17 protein-coding genes are annotated in these 17,107 nt (G+C 70.1%); 13 read left to right on the forward strand and 4 right to left on the reverse strand.

What is annotated here, in order from left to right; genetic code table 11:
- Window positions 1-405, reverse strand: a 405-nt coding sequence (locus FOZ76_RS09625) for a flagellin N-terminal helical domain-containing protein (protein WP_484444107.1), incomplete at its 3' end; no start/stop codon positions are given.
- A 311-nt stretch (window positions 406-716) separates the two neighbouring features.
- Here FOZ76_RS09625 and fliD point away from each other — a divergent pair.
- The 6 genes from fliD to FOZ76_RS09655 all read left to right on the forward strand — a co-directional run bounded on the left by fliD (window position 717) and on the right by FOZ76_RS09655 (window position 5,792).
- The gene (fliD, locus tag FOZ76_RS09630; protein ID WP_143947942.1) at window positions 717-2,156 is read left to right on the forward strand and encodes a flagellar filament capping protein FliD; all 1,440 of its coding nucleotides are present in this window, start codon (window positions 717-719) and stop codon (window positions 2,154-2,156) included.
- Between the two features lie 208 nt (window positions 2,157-2,364).
- Entirely contained in the window at window positions 2,365-2,838 is a 474-nt protein-coding gene (fliS, locus tag FOZ76_RS09635; protein WP_211366174.1) for a flagellar export chaperone FliS, read from the forward strand.
- Complete coding sequence (locus FOZ76_RS09640) at window positions 2,835-3,185, forward strand: flagellar protein FliT (protein WP_246129393.1); 351 nt, start codon at window positions 2,835-2,837, stop codon at window positions 3,183-3,185. Before fliS ends, FOZ76_RS09640 begins: the two co-directional genes overlap by 4 nt.
- Entirely contained in the window at window positions 3,182-4,618 is a 1,437-nt protein-coding gene (gene fliK / locus FOZ76_RS09645) for a flagellar hook-length control protein FliK (RefSeq protein ID WP_143947943.1), read from the forward strand. Before FOZ76_RS09640 ends, fliK begins: the two co-directional genes overlap by 4 nt.
- Window positions 4,619-4,784: 166 nt before the next feature.
- Window positions 4,785-5,039, forward strand: coding sequence for an EscU/YscU/HrcU family type III secretion system export apparatus switch protein (locus FOZ76_RS09650; protein ID WP_281282975.1), 255 nt, complete (start codon window positions 4,785-4,787; stop codon window positions 5,037-5,039).
- Between the two features lie 30 nt (window positions 5,040-5,069).
- Entirely contained in the window at window positions 5,070-5,792 is a 723-nt protein-coding gene (locus FOZ76_RS09655; RefSeq protein ID WP_143947944.1) for a PilZ domain-containing protein, read from the forward strand.
- A gap of 47 nt (window positions 5,793-5,839) precedes the next feature.
- Here FOZ76_RS09655 and FOZ76_RS09660 read toward each other — a convergent pair whose 3' ends face one another.
- The 3 genes from FOZ76_RS09660 to fliE all read right to left on the reverse strand — a co-directional run bounded on the left by FOZ76_RS09660 (window position 5,840) and on the right by fliE (window position 9,234).
- On the reverse strand, window positions 5,840-7,156 hold the full coding sequence (locus FOZ76_RS09660; protein WP_143947945.1) for a putative bifunctional diguanylate cyclase/phosphodiesterase: 1,317 nt from the start codon (window positions 7,154-7,156) through the stop codon (window positions 5,840-5,842).
- Window positions 7,157-7,208: 52 nt separating this feature from the next.
- Entirely contained in the window at window positions 7,209-8,825 is a 1,617-nt protein-coding gene (locus tag FOZ76_RS09665) for a methyl-accepting chemotaxis protein (RefSeq protein WP_143947946.1), read from the reverse strand.
- A gap of 97 nt (window positions 8,826-8,922) precedes the next feature.
- The gene (gene fliE, locus FOZ76_RS09670; protein WP_143947947.1) at window positions 8,923-9,234 is read right to left on the reverse strand and encodes a flagellar hook-basal body complex protein FliE; all 312 of its coding nucleotides are present in this window, start codon (window positions 9,232-9,234) and stop codon (window positions 8,923-8,925) included.
- 263 nt (window positions 9,235-9,497) lie between these two features.
- Here fliE and fliF point away from each other — a divergent pair, with 263 nt between their 5' ends.
- From fliF to FOZ76_RS09705, 7 genes are all read left to right on the forward strand, one after another.
- Window positions 9,498-11,168: a flagellar basal-body MS-ring/collar protein FliF gene (gene fliF, locus FOZ76_RS09675; protein WP_246129394.1), complete on the forward strand. Its 1,671-nt coding sequence runs from the start codon at window positions 9,498-9,500 to the stop codon at window positions 11,166-11,168.
- A gap of 238 nt (window positions 11,169-11,406) precedes the next feature.
- Window positions 11,407-12,408, forward strand: a complete 1,002-nt coding sequence (fliG, locus tag FOZ76_RS09680) for a flagellar motor switch protein FliG (protein ID WP_143947949.1) — start codon at window positions 11,407-11,409, stop codon at window positions 12,406-12,408.
- A complete protein-coding gene (locus FOZ76_RS09685; protein WP_143947950.1) occupies window positions 12,401-13,150 on the forward strand; it encodes a flagellar assembly protein FliH in 750 nt (249 codons plus the stop codon). Before fliG ends, FOZ76_RS09685 begins: the two co-directional genes overlap by 8 nt.
- Window positions 13,135-14,568, forward strand: coding sequence for a flagellar protein export ATPase FliI (gene fliI / locus FOZ76_RS09690; RefSeq protein WP_143947951.1), 1,434 nt, complete (start codon window positions 13,135-13,137; stop codon window positions 14,566-14,568). The genes FOZ76_RS09685 and fliI overlap by 16 nt, the downstream gene beginning before the upstream one ends.
- The gene (gene fliJ / locus FOZ76_RS09695) at window positions 14,561-15,016 is read left to right on the forward strand and encodes a flagellar export protein FliJ (protein WP_143947952.1); all 456 of its coding nucleotides are present in this window, start codon (window positions 14,561-14,563) and stop codon (window positions 15,014-15,016) included. Before fliI ends, fliJ begins: the two co-directional genes overlap by 8 nt.
- Window positions 15,013-16,437 carry a flagellar hook-length control protein FliK gene (locus FOZ76_RS09700; RefSeq protein ID WP_143947953.1) on the forward strand — a complete coding sequence of 475 codons (1,425 nt, stop codon included), beginning with the start codon at window positions 15,013-15,015 and terminating at the stop codon, window positions 16,435-16,437. The genes fliJ and FOZ76_RS09700 overlap by 4 nt, the downstream gene beginning before the upstream one ends.
- 157 nt (window positions 16,438-16,594) lie before the next feature.
- Window positions 16,595-17,107 (forward strand): flagellar basal body-associated FliL family protein, encoded by a 513-nt coding sequence (locus tag FOZ76_RS09705; RefSeq protein ID WP_170235374.1) that lies wholly within the window; start codon window positions 16,595-16,597, stop codon window positions 17,105-17,107.

Below are 17,107 nucleotides of genomic sequence, written 5' to 3' on the forward strand. Positions count from 1 at the left end.
GTACTTTCCGTTGAACTGCGTCTCACGCGACACGCGGTCGATTTCGTCCAGGCGCTCGGTGATTTCGTTCTGGATGGATTGCAGATCGGTGTCGGAGTTCGAACCGTTGGCGGCCTGCACGCTCAGTTCGCGGATGCGCTGCAGGTTGGCGTTGATTTCGTTCAGCGAGCCTTCGGTCGTCTGGGCGATCGAGATGCCGTCGTTGGCGTTGCGGGTGGCTTGGGTCAGGCCCTTGACGTTGGCGGTGAAGCGGTTGGCAATCGCCTGACCCGCCGCGTCGTCCTTGGCGCTGTTGATGCGCATGCCCGAGGACAGGCGCTCGATGGCAGTGCCCAACTGCGACTGGGACTTGTTGAGATTGTTCTGCGCGACGAGCGACAGGTAGTTGGTGCTGATGACAGCCATGTAGTGCTCCGTATTTGGATAGGCTTCGCGATTCGGGAGGCCCCTGCCCCCCGCAACGGACTTCCCGCCCGTCGTCTGAGCGGTAAAGGCTCGTTGCAGCTCTTAACGGCGCCCTCAAGGGAAGCTTTAGGGTGTTTTTCTTCAGGGAAGCATCTACCGAGAGTTCGTTGGTTCGACGATCGAGCCGCTCACTCTCTCGTGGGCACGCCGCGGGTTTTCGCCTTGCCTCGTCGCCCCCCTAAAGTTCCACCCCCACCCGCCGTTACCCTTACGACTCTTTGCTGTAAACCACGATTTTTCTGGAGCATTCGATGGCGTCTGTCGGCGGAACCCTGGGCTTGAGCGGCTTGCCGCTCACCGAGCTGCTGGACAATCTGCGCAAGGCGGAAGAGGCGCCGCTGACGGCGCTGGCGAACCGCAAGACGATCGCGGAGGCGCGCATCTCGGCCTACGGGATGATCAGCAGCGCCTTGTCGACGCTGCAGACGGCAGCCAAGGATCTGGGCAAGGGCACGGTGTTCGGCACGATGAAGGCCACGTCGAGCGATACGGCGGCGCTGTCGGCCAAGGTGCCGGCCGGCGAAGGGGCGGTGGCGGGCAAGTACACGATCGCCATCGAGAAGCTCGCGGCCAACCAGAGCCTGGCGAGCGCCGGGCAGGCCAGCCGCCAGGACCCCATCGGCTCGGGCGGCACGATCACCTTCACGCTGGGCGACGGGTCGACCAAGACGGTGACGCTGGCCGATGGCGACACCTCGCTCGAAGCGCTGCGCACGGCGATCAACAAGGCCACGGTGGGCGAAGGCGAGGACGAGAAGCGGCTGGGTATCACGGCGACGCTGCTGAACAACGGCGACGCCGGCAACCCGCACCAGTTGGTGCTCTCGACAGACGACACGGGAACGGCGGCACGGATCACCAAGATCGAAGTGAGCGGCAACGCGGAGTTGGCGCAGATGCTGGATTTCGACGAGGGTGCCGCGACGCCCGGCGAAACGGCGATGCGCCAGGTCGCCGCGGCCCAGGATGCCGCGCTCACCATCAACGGGATCGCCGTCACCAGCGGCAAGAACACACTGGAAGACGCCATCGAAGGCGTCACCCTCAACCTGCTCGCGCCGACCACCGAGGGTGCGCCGCTCACGCTCACGATCGCGCAGGACAATACGGCCGGCAGCACGGCGGTCCAGAGTTTCGTCACCACCTACAACTCGCTGCAGTCGGTGATCCGCCAGTTGACGTCCTACGATGCGCAAACCCAGACCTCGAGCGCGCTCACGGGCGACCGGGTGGCGCGCTCGGTTCAGTCGCAACTGCGCAATGTGCTGGGCGAGGCCATCGAGAATGGCGGGTTCGCGACGCTGGCGCAGATCGGGATCACGACGAACATCACCACGGGCGCGCTGGACATCGACACGACCAAACTCAACCAGATGCTGGCCGAGGATCCTGCCAAGGTGGCGGCGCTCTTCACCGGAGAGAACGGGCTGTCGGCCAAGCTGGATGCCACCATCAAGACGATGCTCGGCACCGACGGGCTGATCGCGAACGCGCAGGAAGGGCTCAAGTCGACCGTCGAGGACATCGGCAAGCAGTACACGCGCATGGAAACGCGCATTGACGACACGATGGCGCGTTATCAAGCGCAGTTCGTCGCGCTGGAAAAGCTCATGTCGCAGATGAACACCACCAGCAGCTACCTGACGCAGCAGCTCGACATGCTGGCCGCGACGGCGAAGAACAGCAGGTAAGCACCCGCCGCGCTGAAACGCGAGGTGTGCCCGGGGAAGAGCCCTTTTTTTGCGGGTTATCCCCGAGTGGGCAAGGGGTAGACTGCCCAAGGATGCAGTACCGCGTGCGCCGAGAGACCGCGCCGCGTGACGATGAGGCCAGGCCGCAACAGCGGCGGGCAACGGTGGTGCGGCTTTGCCCGCGCCCACAGGAACGAGCACGACGATCATGAACGCGCCTTTGTATTCCCGAGGAGGAGCCCGCTCCTATGCCCAGGTGGGCCTGGAGACCGGCGTCAACGCCGCTACGCCGGAAAAGCTCATCACGATGCTGTTCGACGGCGCCCATGTGGCGATCGCGCGGGCGCGCCATGCACTGGAGCAGAAAGACGTGCCGGCGCGGGGCGCGGCGATCGGCAAGGCCGTCGGCATAGTCTCGGACGGGCTGAAGGCGGTGCTGGACCGCGAACGCGGCGGCGAGGTCGCGGCCAATCTGTACGCGCTGTACGACTACATCGAGCGCTGCCTGCTGACGGCCAATCTGCGCGGTGATCGGGCCAAGCTGGACGAGGCCGACCGCCTGCTGGGCGGCATCGCCAGCGCCTGGAAGGAAATGGCGGCGGCAAACGCGCCGGCAAGCTCGACGGCCGCTGCGCCGGCCGGCCCGGGGCAGACTACGCCGACGATCCGGGTCGCATCATGAACACAGAACGCATCGACGACATGTTCCGCCTGTATGCGCAGGCCTCCGACGTCAGCGAGCGGATGCTGGCAAGCGCGCACGAGTCCGACTGGGACGAGGTGCTGCGCCTGGGCGGCCAATACCAGAGCCTTGTCGACGGTATCCGCGCCCTGGGCGACATGGCCGCGCTCGACGATGCGCAGCGTGCGCGCAAGTATGCGCTGCTGCTGCGTCTCATCGAGAACGACGCGCAGATCCGCGATCTCGCCGTGCCCAGCCTGCAGCGCTTGGGCGCCCTCATCAATACGCTGCGTCACCAGCACGTCCTCGGCAAGGCCTATGGTCAAGGCGAGGCCGTGCTGCGGTGAGCGTCAGCGGCCCCTCCCCGCTCGGCACGCTGCTCGCCACCCGGCTGGACGCGGTTCTGGGCACGACACTGGCGCAGCACCCGGTGCTGCTCCAAGGCGTGCGCGGCCATGCGGTCACTCAGGCGACGTCCGCACTGCACCCGCAGGATTCGGTGATCCGGCGCGGCGCAGGCGAGGTGGCGGAGGCCGGCGGCCGATCGCGCTCGCGCGCGGGAGAGGCCGACGCCGCCTTGCGTTCAGGCCGCGACGCGGGCCGCGGCGGCCCTGCGCAAACCGGGCCGGCGCCATCGGCGCGCGCCACGCTCAGTGAGCCTGCGCGCCTGATCCTGGCCCTGCTGGTGAGCCGCCCGCCCATACCGTCAGGTACACGCCCGGCGCTGCCGCTGTGGCCGGGCGCACAGGATGCTTCGGCCACGCGGTTCACGGCCCGCGGCGGCGCCGGCACGCAACCCGGCAGCCAACCCGGCACGCCGGGCGTCGGGTCAAGCCGGGCCCCAGCCGGCACGCCGCTACCCGGCCGGCCGACGGCCCCGGCACCCGGGCAGGCCGCGAACACCGGCGCGCGGGCGCAGCCGTCATCCACGGGTACGCCCATGACCGACCGCACGGGTCAACCCGGCGCCGGCGCCGAAGCGCGCCTCGCGGCAGCCGCGCGCACTGCCGCCACCGGCCAGCCCACGTCCGGCGCCCAGGGCGGCGACGCTGCCGGCCGCGCTGCCGCCTCTTCGTTGACTGCCTCGGCGACGATCGGCGCGTCCAATCCGATGTCCCAGGCGCTTGCGGCCACGCTGGCGCGCGCAGTCGCGAGCAGCGGTGTCTTCTACGAATCGCACTTGGCCAGGCTGGCTTTCGGGCAGATGGGCCTGGACAGTATCTTGCGCGAACCGCAAGCACGGCTTCCGAATCCGCCCACCCCGCCCGCGGCCGCGCCCCACGCTCAGCCCGCCCAGCAAGGCGGCGCCCACAGCCTGAGCCAATGGCTGGGCAGCCCGATGGGCGCTGGTGCCGATGCGCCGGTTGCCGCAGCCCCGCGCAACGAACCCGCGCTGCCGGTGCCCGGCATCCATCCCGAGGCTGCCCCACTGGTGCGGCAGCAGTTGGAAACCCTGGCCAACGGCCAGTTCGCCTGGCAGGGCGAAGCATGGCCGGGCACGCCGATGGATTGGGAGGTCGGCGAGGAACCCCGCCAGCCGGACGACGACGGAACACCGGCCTGGGCGACGCGCTTGCGTTTGCACCTCCCGCATCTGGGGGAAATCGAGGTCAGAATGCGCTTGTCAGGTAACCAAGTGTTGCTTAGACTGGGTGCCGCTGACAGTTCGGCAACCCTGCAGGCTGCGAGCAGCGACCTGCGCGAAAGGATGCTGGAAGCGGGGCTGATCGTGAGCGACCTGGCGTTCGCGTCCCTGGACAAGACGGCGGGGGCATCATGAAGGCCGCGATGGGCCCGTTGCTCCCCGCTGGCCGTGGGTCGCTCGGGTCGCTCGGGTCGCTCGGGTCGCGCGGGGTACGCCGGTGAGCGGCGGGGGGCCCACGTCCGGTCCCGGGCGCCAACCGGAGGCGACGCCGGCCGAGCCCTCGCCGCATCGCCGCCACGCCGTGGCGCTGCGCTACGGCGAGGACGATATGGCGCCCCGGGTGGTGGCCAAGGGTTACGGCGTGCTGGCGGAGACCATCCTGCGCACGGCCCGCGAACACGGGCTGTACGTCCATGAATCGGCAGAGCTGGTCGGCTTGCTCATGCAAGTCGACCTGGACAGCCGCATCCCGCCCGCGCTCTACCAGGCGATCGCTGAACTGCTGGCATGGCTTTACCAGTTGGAAACGAACGGCGGCACACCCCGCCCTCCCTGACTCCTGAACCGACTGAACGAGCGAGCGCGTATGCCCTTCGACCCCGAGTACCTTCTCAGCAATCCCGTCGATATCGGTTCCGCGCTCAGGGAGCTCACCCGCAGCACCGACAGGCTGATGATGACCGCGGCGCCCGAGCCGATCGCGGTGACGGTCTGCTCGGTGCAGGTGCGCACGCGCACCTTCCGTTTCCATCCCTACGCCCCGAAGGAACTCGGGCGCCTGCTCGCGCTCCCGGCATTCAGCTTCGAGGGTTCCGCCTTCGGCGCCCAGATCGCGTTCGAAGCCGGCCCCGCCACGCTCGTCCATCCCGACGAGGACGAGGGCCTGAATGTGCCCGTGCTCGAGTGCGCGTTTCCGGCACAGTTCTACCGGATGCAGCGGCGCCAGCACGTTCGGGTAATGGCGCGCCCGGGTAGCCACGCCGTTTGGCGCTGCGCCAACGGCGGCGAAGTCAAGCTGCGCATCTTCGACGTGTCGCTGGGCGGCGTCGGGCTGCGCAGCCGCCTGGGCCCGGAGGAGCTGCCGCGCGTCGGCACCCGGCTGGAAGGGCTGCAACTGGATTTCCAGGACGGTGGCAGCGTGGTTGCCGACCTGCTGGTCGTTGGCGTGTACGAGGCGACCGAGCACGATTTCACCCACGGCCAGATACGCTACCTGCACATGGGCTGTGCCTTCGCTCAGGAAGACCGCCAGCGCGAGCGCTTCCTGGAGCGCCTGGTGCGCCAACTGGAGACGCGCAACGTCGATTGAGCGAGCGGCAACGGCTCGCAAAAGGCAGCGTTCCTGCCGCAGACGGCTCAGGCAGATTGACGCCCGGGCAAGGGCGACCACGCAGAAGACACCGGCGCTGCAACGGCTTCGCCCCCGCCGGCCCGCCCTTCGGCTGCGCCGGCCGCGGCCGAGTTTCCGTGCGGTGCCGCGATCGGCCCCTGCTCGTCCTGCGCCAGTCCCGGCCCGCGGGCCAGCATCGCCGCCGTGGCTGTGTTGTCGGGCAGCTCGGCCACCGCGTCATCGCCGAGGGTCGGCATGATCTGGTCTTCGTCGAGCGGCTTGCCGAGCAGCCAGCCCTGCACGCTCTGGCAGCGCAGATCCTGCAGCACGCGGAGCTGGGCTTCGGTCTCGACGCCCTCGGCCACCACGTTGTGGCCCAGTTCGTGGCAGAGCTTGATGATGGCGCTGGTGATGGACCGGGCGGCATGGTCGTGCTCGAGATCGCTGATGAACGAGCGGTCGATCTTGATGGTATCGCAGGGCATGTGCTCCAGGTAGCGCAGGCTGGAGTAGCCGGTACCGAAGTCGTCGATGGCGACCTTCAGGCCGAGGCTGCGCAGCTCGCTCAGCCGGGCCATGACCTGGCTCGCGGTGTCGATCATCACGCCTTCGGTCACCTCGAGCTGCAGCCGCTCGGCGGCGAGGCGGGAGAAGCGCAGCGCATCGCGCACGTGATTGATGAGCCGGGCCTGGCGCAGTTGCACCGGCGAGACGTTCACCGACACGCTCCACTCGCGCGGCCAGCGCACGGCGGCCGCGCAGGCAGTGCTCAGCACCCATTGCCCGAGGGGGACGATGGCGCCGCTCGATTCGGCGACGGGGATGAACTGCGCCGGCGAGACCATGCCGCGCGTCGGATGCTTCCAGCGCAGCAGCGCCTCGAAGCCGGTGACGGCGCGCGTGCGCGTATCGAAGATGGGTTGGTACTGCAGGAAGAACTGCCGCTCGGGCGCCTGCAGCGCCGCACGCAGGTCGAGCGCGAGCTGGTCGTTCCCGGCCGAGTCGGCGGTGGCGAAGTAGTGCCACAGATTCTTCTGGCTGCGCGCGCCCTGCAGCCTGGCCTCGGCGCGCAGCATGCGGATCATGAGATAGGAGAACGCCGGCACCACGGCCACCAGCAGCAGGCCGGCCAGGATGAGTTCGGAGTACGGCATGCGCGTCATCCGGGACCCGATGGCATACCAACTGAACCAGACCATCAGCACGCCCAGGCCGTGCGCCAGGCTCCACCAGGCCAGGGTGTTGTTGCCGCGCTTCTGCAGCCACCAGCCCATGAGCATCACCCCGCCGACGGCCTCCATGAGCAGCAGCACCACGAACAGCAGCGTGAAGAAGTCGAACATGGGCGAGGCCGTCGGTACGGTATGGCGGGGCCGTGGGCACGCTAGGGCGGGATCAGCGTGCGGACTGCGCCGCGCGGGCGGCGTTGCCGAGCATGAACACCGCCGACGAACGATCCAGATAGCGGCTGCGATCGCGCAGGCTGGCCGAGGCGACGGACACTTCCTCGACCAGGGCGGCGTTCTGCTGCGTGACCTGGTCCATCTGGAAGATCGCGCTCTTGACCTGATGGATGCCGCTGGCCTGCTCCTGCGCGGAGGCGGCGACTTCGCCGATCAGGCCGGCAACGCGCTCGATCGCGCCGGTGACCTCCTGCATGGTGTCGCCCGCGCGCTGCACCAGCCCGGCGCCGGCGTCGACTTCGGTGACCGAGCTTTCGATGAGCTGCTTGATCTCGCGCGCGGCCTGCGCGCTCTTTTGCGCGAGGCTGCGCACCTCGCCCGCGACCACGGCGAAGCCCCTGCCCTGTTCGCCGGCCCGCGCGGCCTCGACGGCGGCGTTGAGGGCCAGGATGTTGGTCTGGAAGGCAATGCCGTCGATCACGGAAATGATCTCGGTGATCTTGCGCGAACTGGTGGAAATCGCACCCATGCGCTGGACGGCCTGCTGCACCACGTCGCGCCCCTGGGCGGCTTTGGCCGACGCCTGGTGGGCGAACTGGCTCGCCTGGTTGGCGTGGTCGGCGCTGCGCTCGACGCTGCCGGCGAACTGCTCCATGCTGGCCGCGGTTTCTTCGAGCGCGGCGGCCTGCTGGTGCGTGCGCGAGGACAGCTCGGCATTGCCGCGGGCGATGCGATCGGCATCGCGGCTTACCTCCAGCACGCTCGAGCGCATGTCGCCGGCAACGCCGAGCAGGCATTTGCGCACAGTCTCGAGCGCCTGCTCGAGTTGGCCGAACGCCGTATCGCCGCCCTCGGCGGACACGATCAGATTGCCCGCGCTGAGTTGGCGCGCATAGGCCAGCACCTGCCGGGCAGGCTGGGCGCTGCTGTTGCGCAAGCCGATGGCCAGCGCGAGCACCCACAGGCCGCCCAGCGCCCCCAGCCCCGCCATGCCGGTATGCCACCAGCCGGGTACGCTGGCGGCCTGGCCGCCGTAGATCGCCATGGCGAGCACGCCGGCGATGGTGGCCAGCGACACGCCGGCGAACAGGCCCAGGCGCGCACCGAGCGAACGCGCGCGCCAGAAGGCCAGGCGGCGCGCCAGCGCGCGCACGCCGTTGGGCTCGAGCCGGCCCTGGACCAGCCGATGGCTGCGCAGTTCGCCCGCGTTCATGCGCGCGTACAAAGCCTGGGCCTGCTCGATCGCCTGGCGCTCGGGCTTGACGCGCACCGAACCGTAGCCCAGCACCTCGCCGTCGGCGATGATCGGCGAGACGGTCGCGAGCACCCAGTAGTAGCGTCCGTCCTTGCGACGGTTCTTGACCATCCCGACCCAGGTCTCGCCTGTCTTGAGCGTCTCCCAGAGATCGCCGAAGGCCGCGGGCGGCATGTCGGGATGGCGCACGATGTTGTGCGGCGCGCCGAGCAGTTCGTCGTGGGAGAAACCGCTCACGTCGACGAACGCCGGATTGGCGAAGACGATGCGGCCTTGCAGGTCGGTGCGGGAAATCAGGTACTGGTCGTCGCCGACGACGTATTCGCTGTCGATGACGGGTTGGTTGTTGCGCATGGAACCACCTCGGAGCGGCGGGGAATTGTTGTTGTCGTTGTCGTAGGGCGCCGGCGCGCCATGGCCGGCGAAGGCCGCGGGCAAGCAGCAGCCGGCTTCAGACCGGCATGCTGGAGATTTCCTGGTAGGCGGAGACCAGGCGGTTGCGCACCTGGAGGGTGGTCTGGAAGGCGATGCCCGCCTTCTGCATGTCGATCATGACGTCGCTCAACGCGACGCCGGGCTCGCCGAGTTCGAAGGCCTGGGCCTTGGCGTAGGCGGCTTCCTGCGCCTGGCTCACGCGGGCGAGCGAACGTTGCAGCTCATCGGCGAAGCTCGCGGGCGCCGTGGCCTGGCGCGCCGGCGCGCGCGAGCCTGCTGCCTCGGCCAGTTGATGCATCTGCTGGATGACCGAGCCGATCTTGTCCATGAAACCCTCTCTCCTTTCTAGGTGGAGGGATACTAGCCGACACCGAACGTGAGCATACGTGACAAAAGCCCATCAAAACCCGGGCTATTCCGCGCATGCCGCAACGACGCCGGCGGCCATAATCTCGCCGCAAGCTCGATCCAGTGCGTCCTTGGAAGCGCACTGGCCGTTTCGCTCACAACGACAACCGGCCGCATGCCCGATTCGCCCCGCAGCCCCGGCTGCACTGCAACCTTCCTACCGTTGACATGGCTTCCTTGCCGATGAACGCCGGCAGTACGCTCGAGCCGCTGCTCGCGCGGCTGCGCGCGGCGCCGCGCTTTGCGCTGATCGGCATCGCCGCGCTCGTGGTGGCGCTGCTCGTCGCCCTCGCGCTATGGAGCCGATCGCCCGACTACCGCGTGCTGTTCGCCGACCTGTCCGAGCGCGACGGCGGCGCCATCGTCGCAGCCCTCGGCCAGATGAACGTACCCTATCGCTTCGCCGACGGCAGCGCGGCGATCATGGTGCCGGCCGAGCGCGTGCACGAGACCCGGCTCGCGCTGGCCTCCCAGGGGCTGCCGCGCGGCGGCTCGGTGGGCTTCGAGCTGCTCGACCAGGGCAAGTTCGGCGCCAGCCAGTTCACCGAGCAGGTGAATTTTCAGCGTGCGCTCGAGGGCGAGCTTGCGCGCTCCATCGAATCCATCAACGCAGTCGAAAGCGCGCGTGTGCATCTGGCGCTGCCGCGCCAGTCGATGTTCCTGCGCGAACGCCAGCCGCCCACCGCCTCGGTCATGCTGCAGCTCTATCCGGGGCGCACGCTCGACGAATCACAGGTGGCGGCGATCGGCCACTTGGTGAGCGCCAGCGTGCCCGAGCTCAGCGTGTCCAACATCTCGGTGGTGGACCAGTTCGGCCGCCTGCTGTCGCTGCCGGGCAGCGACGGACGCGGCGCCGGCACCGCCGAGTTCCGCCGCGTGCGCGACATCGAACAGAGCTACGTCCAGCGCATCGAGAGCATCCTGACCCCGATCCTGGGCCCGGGCAACGCGCGCGCCCAGGTCACAGCCGAGGTCGACTTCTCGCGCCGCGAAGAGACCGTCGAGGTCTACCGCCCCAACCAGGAGCCGGGCCAGGCCGCCATCCGCAGCCAGCAGACCAGCGAATCGGTGCAGTACGGCAACGCCATGCCGCAAGGCATCCCCGGCGCGCTCACGAACCAGCCGCCGGCCAACCCCGCCGCACCGATCACCAATCCGCAACAGGCGCCGGACGGGCAAGACCCGGCGGGTGCGCAGCCCGGCACAGACAACGCAGCGGGCAACCCGGCCGCTGCCGCCGCGGCAACCCAGCCCGCCATCCCGGGCGACGAGCGCCGCGAAGGCACGACCAACTACGAACTCGACCGCACCATCACCCACCTGCAGCATGCCACCGGCAAGGTGGCCCGCCTGTCCGTGGCGGTGGTCGTCAATCACGTCCCCGATGCAGAAGGCAACCCGCAGCCCATGCCTGCGGAGCGCCTGGACGAACTGCGCGAGCTGGTGCGCCAGGCCATGGGGTACTCGGATGTGCGCGGCGACACGCTCAACCTGATGCAGAGCGCCTTCCTCGGCCCGATCGAGCAGCCCCTGCCCTGGTGGCGCGAGCCGCTCTACCTGGACCTTGCCAAGACGGTCGGCGGCTGGCTGCTCTTCCTGGTCATCGCGCTGTGGCTGTGGCTGGGCGTCGCCCGTCCGGCGATCCGCCGCCAGGCCGCGAGCAACGAGGCCAAGGCCGCCGCGGCCGCGGCCGTCGAGACGCAGCAGAACGACGAAGTCGACGACATGATCGCCGCCGCAACCAAGGCCCGCCAGCAGAGCCGCTACCAGGAGAACCTGGAGACAGCGCGCGAACTCGCCATGAAGGACCCGCGCGCCGTCGCCGCCGTGCTGCGCAGTTGGATGGAGAAGTGATGAGCGCTACCGCCCGGCCGCCCGAAGGTAGCGCGATGCCTCCCACGGGGAGGATGTCGCGCAGCGACAGGAGGGCTCTTTCCAACGCTACCGCCCGGCCGCCCGAAGGTAGCGCGATGCCTCCCATGGGGAGGATGTCGCGCAGCGACAGGAGGGCTCTTTCCAACGCTACCGCCCGGCCGCCCGAAGGTAGCGCGATGCCTCCCACGGGGAGGATGTCGCGCAGCGACAGGAGGATATGCCCGTGAACCAGGACGCTCTGAACCGCAGCGCCATCCTCATGATGACGCTGGGCGAGGACGCCGCGGCCGAGGTGTTCAAGCATCTCTCGGCGCGCGAGGTGCAGCAGATCGGCTCGGCCATGGCCAGCCTCAAGCAGGTCAGCCGCGAGGAAGTCAGCCAGGTACTGGAAGATTTCCGCCAGGAAGCCGACCAGTTCATGGCCGTGACGCTGGGCTCGGACGAGTACATCCGTTCAGTCCTGACCAAGGCGCTGGGCACCGATCGCGCCGCCGGCCTGATCGAGGACATCCTCGAAGCCAACAACTCGGCGAGCGGGGTCGACGCCCTCAACTGGCTGGAACCCGGCATCGTGGCCGAGCTGGTGCGCGACGAGCATCCGCAGATCATCGCCACCATCCTGGTCCACCTGGAGCGCGACCGCGCCGCCGAGGTGCTGACCATGCTCGACGAGCGCCTGTGCAACGACGTGGTCATGCGCATCGCCACCTTCGGCGGCGTGCAGCCCGCGGCGCTGCAGGAACTCACCGAGGTGCTCAACGAGGTGTTCTCGGGCCAGGGCGCCAAGCGCAGCCGCATGGGCGGCGTGCGCACCGCCGCCGAGATCATCAACATGATGAACACCTCGCAGGAAGAGGCCGTGATCGGGTCGCTGCGCGAGCGCGACACCGACCTCGCGCAGAAGATCATCGACGAGATGTTCGTCTTCGAGAACCTGGCCGACGTGGAAGACCGCGGGATCCAGTTGCTGCTCAAGGAAATCGACAACGACGCGCTGATCGTCGCCTTGAAGGGCGCGCCCGAGCCGCTGCGCGAGAAGTTCCTGCGCAACATGTCCAACCGTGCGGCGCAGATGCTGCGCGAGGATCTGGAAGGCATGGGGCCGGTGCGGCTCTCGCAAGTCGAGGGCGAGCAGAAGAAGATCCTGCAGGCCGCGCGCCGCCTGGCCGAGACGGGCCAGATCACGCTGTCTCAGCGCGGCGACGACGCCTATGTCTGAACGTACCGCCAACCTGCCGGTCGCCCGCATCCCGCGCGAGCGCGTGCGGGAATGGCGCCGCTGGCAGACCACCGATCTTGCCGTACCGCAGGCGCCGCGCGCCACGCCCGAGCAGCTCGCGGCCGAGCGCGCACGCCGCGAGGCCGCGCGCCGCGAAAGCGAACTCGACGCCCTGCGCGAGGCCGCGCGCCAGGCCGGCCACGCCGACGGCCATGCCCAGGGTCTGGCGCAAGGGCTCGCCGAGGGCCGTGCGCAGGGCCAGGCCGAAGGCCGCACCACCGCCCTGGCCGCCGTGCGCGAGGAAGAGCAGGCCCGGATGGCCGAGCGGGTCGCCGCGCTCGACACCTTGCTGACGAACTGCGAGCGGGACATCGCCCGCCTTGCCGCCGACACCGCGCCGGCGCTGACCCAGCTCGCGCTGGCCGTCGCCCGGCGCATCGTGGCCGAGGAGCTGCGCGTACGCCCCGAGGCCATCCTGAGCGTGGTCGAGGCCGCACTCCAGGATGCCCCCGCCGACACGCGGGTGCGCATCCACGTCCACCCGGACGACGCCGCGATCCTGCACGCACACATGCAGTCCCGGCTGGACGAGCATGGCTGGCGCGCGGTTCCGGATTCCGCGGTGACGCGCGGCGGCTGCCGTCTGCTCACCAGCTACGGCGAAATCGACGCCAGCTTGCAGACCCGCTGGTCGCACATCGCCGCCGATCTGGGCAGCACCGCGCCATGGACCGCGAGCTGAACCCCCCCGAGGCTGGCGCGGGCAACCGGCTCGCCCAGGGCTGGCTCGCCACGCTGCCCCGCCTGCATGCGAAGCTCGCGCACTGCCCCGTCAGCACGCCCTCGGGCCGCGTCACCCGGGCCACCGGGCTGGTCATCGAGGCCACCGGGCTGCGCCTGCCGGTGGGCGCGGCCTGCCGCATCGAGATCCAGGGCAGCGAGCAGGCGGCCAGCGCCGAGGTGGTGGGCTTCGACGGCCATACCCTCTACCTGATGCCGCAACAGGACACCTCGGGCCTGCGCCCGGGCGCACGCGTGTCTGCCGAGCCGGCCCCGTGCGAACCGGACGACCCGGCCGGCGGACAGGGCCGCCGCCTGCCCGTGGGCGAGGCCCTGCTCGGACGTGTCCTGGACGGCGCCGGCAATCCGCTGGACGGTCTGGGCCCGCTCGTGGGCGCGGAGTATGCCGGCCTGGTCACGCCGCCCGTGAACCCGCTCTCGCGCGCGCCCATCGCCGACGTGCTGGACGTGGGCGTGCGCGCCATCAACGGCCTGCTCACCGTGGGCCGCGGCCAGCGCATGGGGCTATTCGCCGGTTCGGGCGTGGGCAAGAGCATGCTGCTCGGCATGATGGCGCGATACACGCGCGCCGAGGTCATCGTGGTCGGTCTGATCGGCGAACGCGGCCGCGAGGTCAAGGACTTCATCGAGAACATCCTCGGCCCGAGCGGGCTCGCGCGCGCAGTGGTCGTCGCCGCGCCGGCCGATGTGTCGCCGCTGCTGCGCCTGCAGGGCGCGGCCTACGCCACGCGCCTCGCGGAATACTTCCGCGACCAGGGCCGCGACGTGCTGCTCATCATGGATTCGCTCACGCGCTACGCCATGGCGCAGCGCGAGATCGCGCTCGCCATCGGCGAGCCGCCCGCCACCAAGGGCTATCCGCCGTCGGTCTTCGCCAAGCTGCCCATGCTGGTCGAGCGCGCCGGCAACGGCAAGGCGCGCGCGGACGGCCGGTTCGGCTCGATCACCGCCTTCTACACCGTGCTGACCGAAGGCGACGACCAGCAAGACCCGATCGCCGACTCGGCGCGCGCCATTCTCGACGGCCACATCGTGCTTTCGCGCAGCCTGGCCGAGTCCGGCCACTATCCGGCCATCGACATCGAAGCCTCGATCTCGCGCGCGCTCACCGCGCTGATCGAGCCGGCGCAGTTCCAGCAGGTCAGCCGCTTCAAGCAGGCCTTGTCGCGCTATCAGCGCAACCGCGATCTGATCGCGGTCGGCGCCTATGCGGCCGGCAACGATCCGCAGTTGGACGAGGCCATCGCGCTGTACCCGCGGCTCGCCGACTACCTGCAGCAGGACCTCGGCCAGAACGTGGGCTACCCCGAAGCCGTCGCCCACCTGGGCACGCTCTTTCCCAAGATGAAGCATGGCTAAGCCACAACCGCTGGACACCCTGGTCGAACTCGCCACCGAGAAGGTGGATACGGCTGCCCGCGAACTCGGCCTGCTGCAGGGCCGCCGGCAGGAGGCCGAGCGCCAGTTGCGCATGCTCGAGCAATATCTCGCCGACTACCGCACCCGTCTGCAGCAGTCGATCCAGCAGGGGCTCTCGGCCGCGGCCTGGCAGAACTACCAGCGCTTCATCGTCACGCTCGAGGCGGCCATCGGCGAACAGCAGGGCGTGCTCGCGCATGCCGAGGCCCAGCTCGACGATGGCCGGCGCAACTGGCAGCAGCACAAGACCCGCCTGAACGCCTACGACACGCTGCTCGAACGCCGCGAGCAGGCGATCGTCATCCAGACCGGACGCCGGGAACAGCGTGCGACGGATGAAGTCTCGGCTCGCCTCGCGCGCCGGCAGCACATGGAGAAACGCACATGAACATTGCCCACGCCATGGCCCAGCCGGCGGCGCCGGCCGAAGCCGGCACCCCGGCCGAAGCGAAGAGCGGCGACGGCGACGCCTTCGGGCGCCTGCTGCGCGAACAGCGCGGGGCGCAGGCCACCGACAGCAAAGAGGCGGCCCCGGACGCACCCGCGCCGCGCGCCGCCGACGCCGACGTCAGCACCGGCACCGAGAGCACGGACACCGCTGCCGACACGGCAGCACAGGACAGCGACGTTACAGCCACGGCTCACGCCCAGGCGAACGCCGACGCCGCCGAGACGACCGGCGTGCAAGCCTGGATCGCGCTGGCAGCGCGCGCCGCCAGCGACGCCCAGGCGATCGCTGCCGCCCCGCCCTCGTCGGCGCTGGCCGACCAGGTGCGCTCGCTGACGGAACTGAGCCGGGCCTGGTCGATGCGGGGCCTGGCGATTCCGGCACAGCCGGCGGGCCGCGTCGACGGCGGTGCGGCGCACGCCCCGCTCATGCGTGACGCCGAAGCGGCCGGACAAGACATCGCACCGTTTGTGCAGACAAGTACCTGGCGCGCCGCCGGCCAGGCCCGGCCAGGCAGCGAGGCGCCGCCCGCCCCGGCTGCGCGCCGGAGCGCCGACACGACGGCAGCGCCGAACGCGCGCGTCCTTGCCGACCCGGCCGTTCGGCAAGCGGCTGCTGCGCCGCTCGCCAACGCGCCGGCCGGCCGTGCGCCCGCCGCGGGCGCGGCCGTCGCCGCACGCACGGCGCAGCGCACGCCCAACGACGTCGTGCAAGCGGCGCAATCGGGCGCCGCCGACGCGGATGCGCGTGCCACCGTCGCCACCGTCAATGTGCAGGGCAACGGCGCTGCCGCAACCGCCGCCGATGCGCCGGCGCCAGCCGCGCCCCAGGCCGCCTCGGCGTCGCCGGCCGGGATCGCCGGCCTGGCGCCGCCCGTCGCGGCGCCGGCCGCGGCGCGCGCCGATGCTGCGCTGCCTGGCGCCGTCGTCCAGACGACCCTGCCCGCGCCGGTGGGCAGCGCCCAGTTCGCGCCCGCGCTCGGCCAGCAGCTCGTCACGCTCGGCAGCGCCGGCAATGGCGTGCGCCACGCCGAGATGCGGCTCGACCCACCCGAGCTGGGGCCGCTGCGCGTGAGCCTGAGCCTGCAGGGAGACCAGGCGAGCGCCGTCTTCCTGGCGACCCACCCTGCCACGCGCCAGGCCATCGAGGCTGCGCTGCCGCAACTACAGCAGCAGCTCGCCGATGCCGGCATCCAGCTCGGCCAGAGCAGCGTGGGCGACCAGCAGGCCTTCGAGCAGCACGCCCGCCAGGCGCAGGGCGGCACAGGGCCCGACGGCGACACCGACGCGGGCGCAAGCGCCGAGCCGACGGCAACATCGGCCATGGCCGCGCCGCGCGGCCTGGTCGACACCTTTGCCTGAGCGCGCACCGCACGCATGCCGCGGCAATACCGCGAGGTAATGGCAATTCCCCCTGCTGTTCGGGCGGTTTGCCCTCGCGCGCCGCGCCGATAATGCCCACCATCAACGCGTGTATCCGCCGCAGGCGATGCACGCTCAGCACAGTTCGCCTTCGACAATGCCGACACGTTTCACGAACCCGTTTCGCGTCCCCGCTGGCCGACGCGGCGAGCGCCCGGGCCGCCAGCAGGGCAGCCTGGGGCGCCCGTTGCTGGCGCTCGCCGCACTCGCCGTCCTCGGCGCCTCGGCCAGCGCCATCACCTATTTCGTGACCACGCCGCGCACCGCCACCGCCGTTCAAGCGCCGGCCATGGCGGCCATCCCGCTGTTCTATCTGCTCGACCCCTTCACCGTCACGCTCACCCGCGACCACAGCGAGCGCCTGCTGCACGTAGGGCTGACGCTGGAGCTGGCCGACGAGGCCAGCCGCAAGCGCCTGGCCGACTACATGCCGGTGGTCCGCAGCCAGGTCCTGCTGCTCCTGGGCGAGCAGGATGCCGACGCGGTGCAGACGGCCGCGGGCAAGCGCCAGCTCGCCGCCGACGTGCGCACCACGATCAATGCCATCTTCGAAGGCCGCGGCGGCCCCACCGTCAACAACGTGCTCTTCAACGCCTTCGTGGTGCAATAG

The organism is Verticiella sediminum (assembly GCF_007558815.1).
GTDB classification, from domain to species: Bacteria; Pseudomonadota; Gammaproteobacteria; order Burkholderiales; family Burkholderiaceae_B; genus Verticiella; species Verticiella sediminum.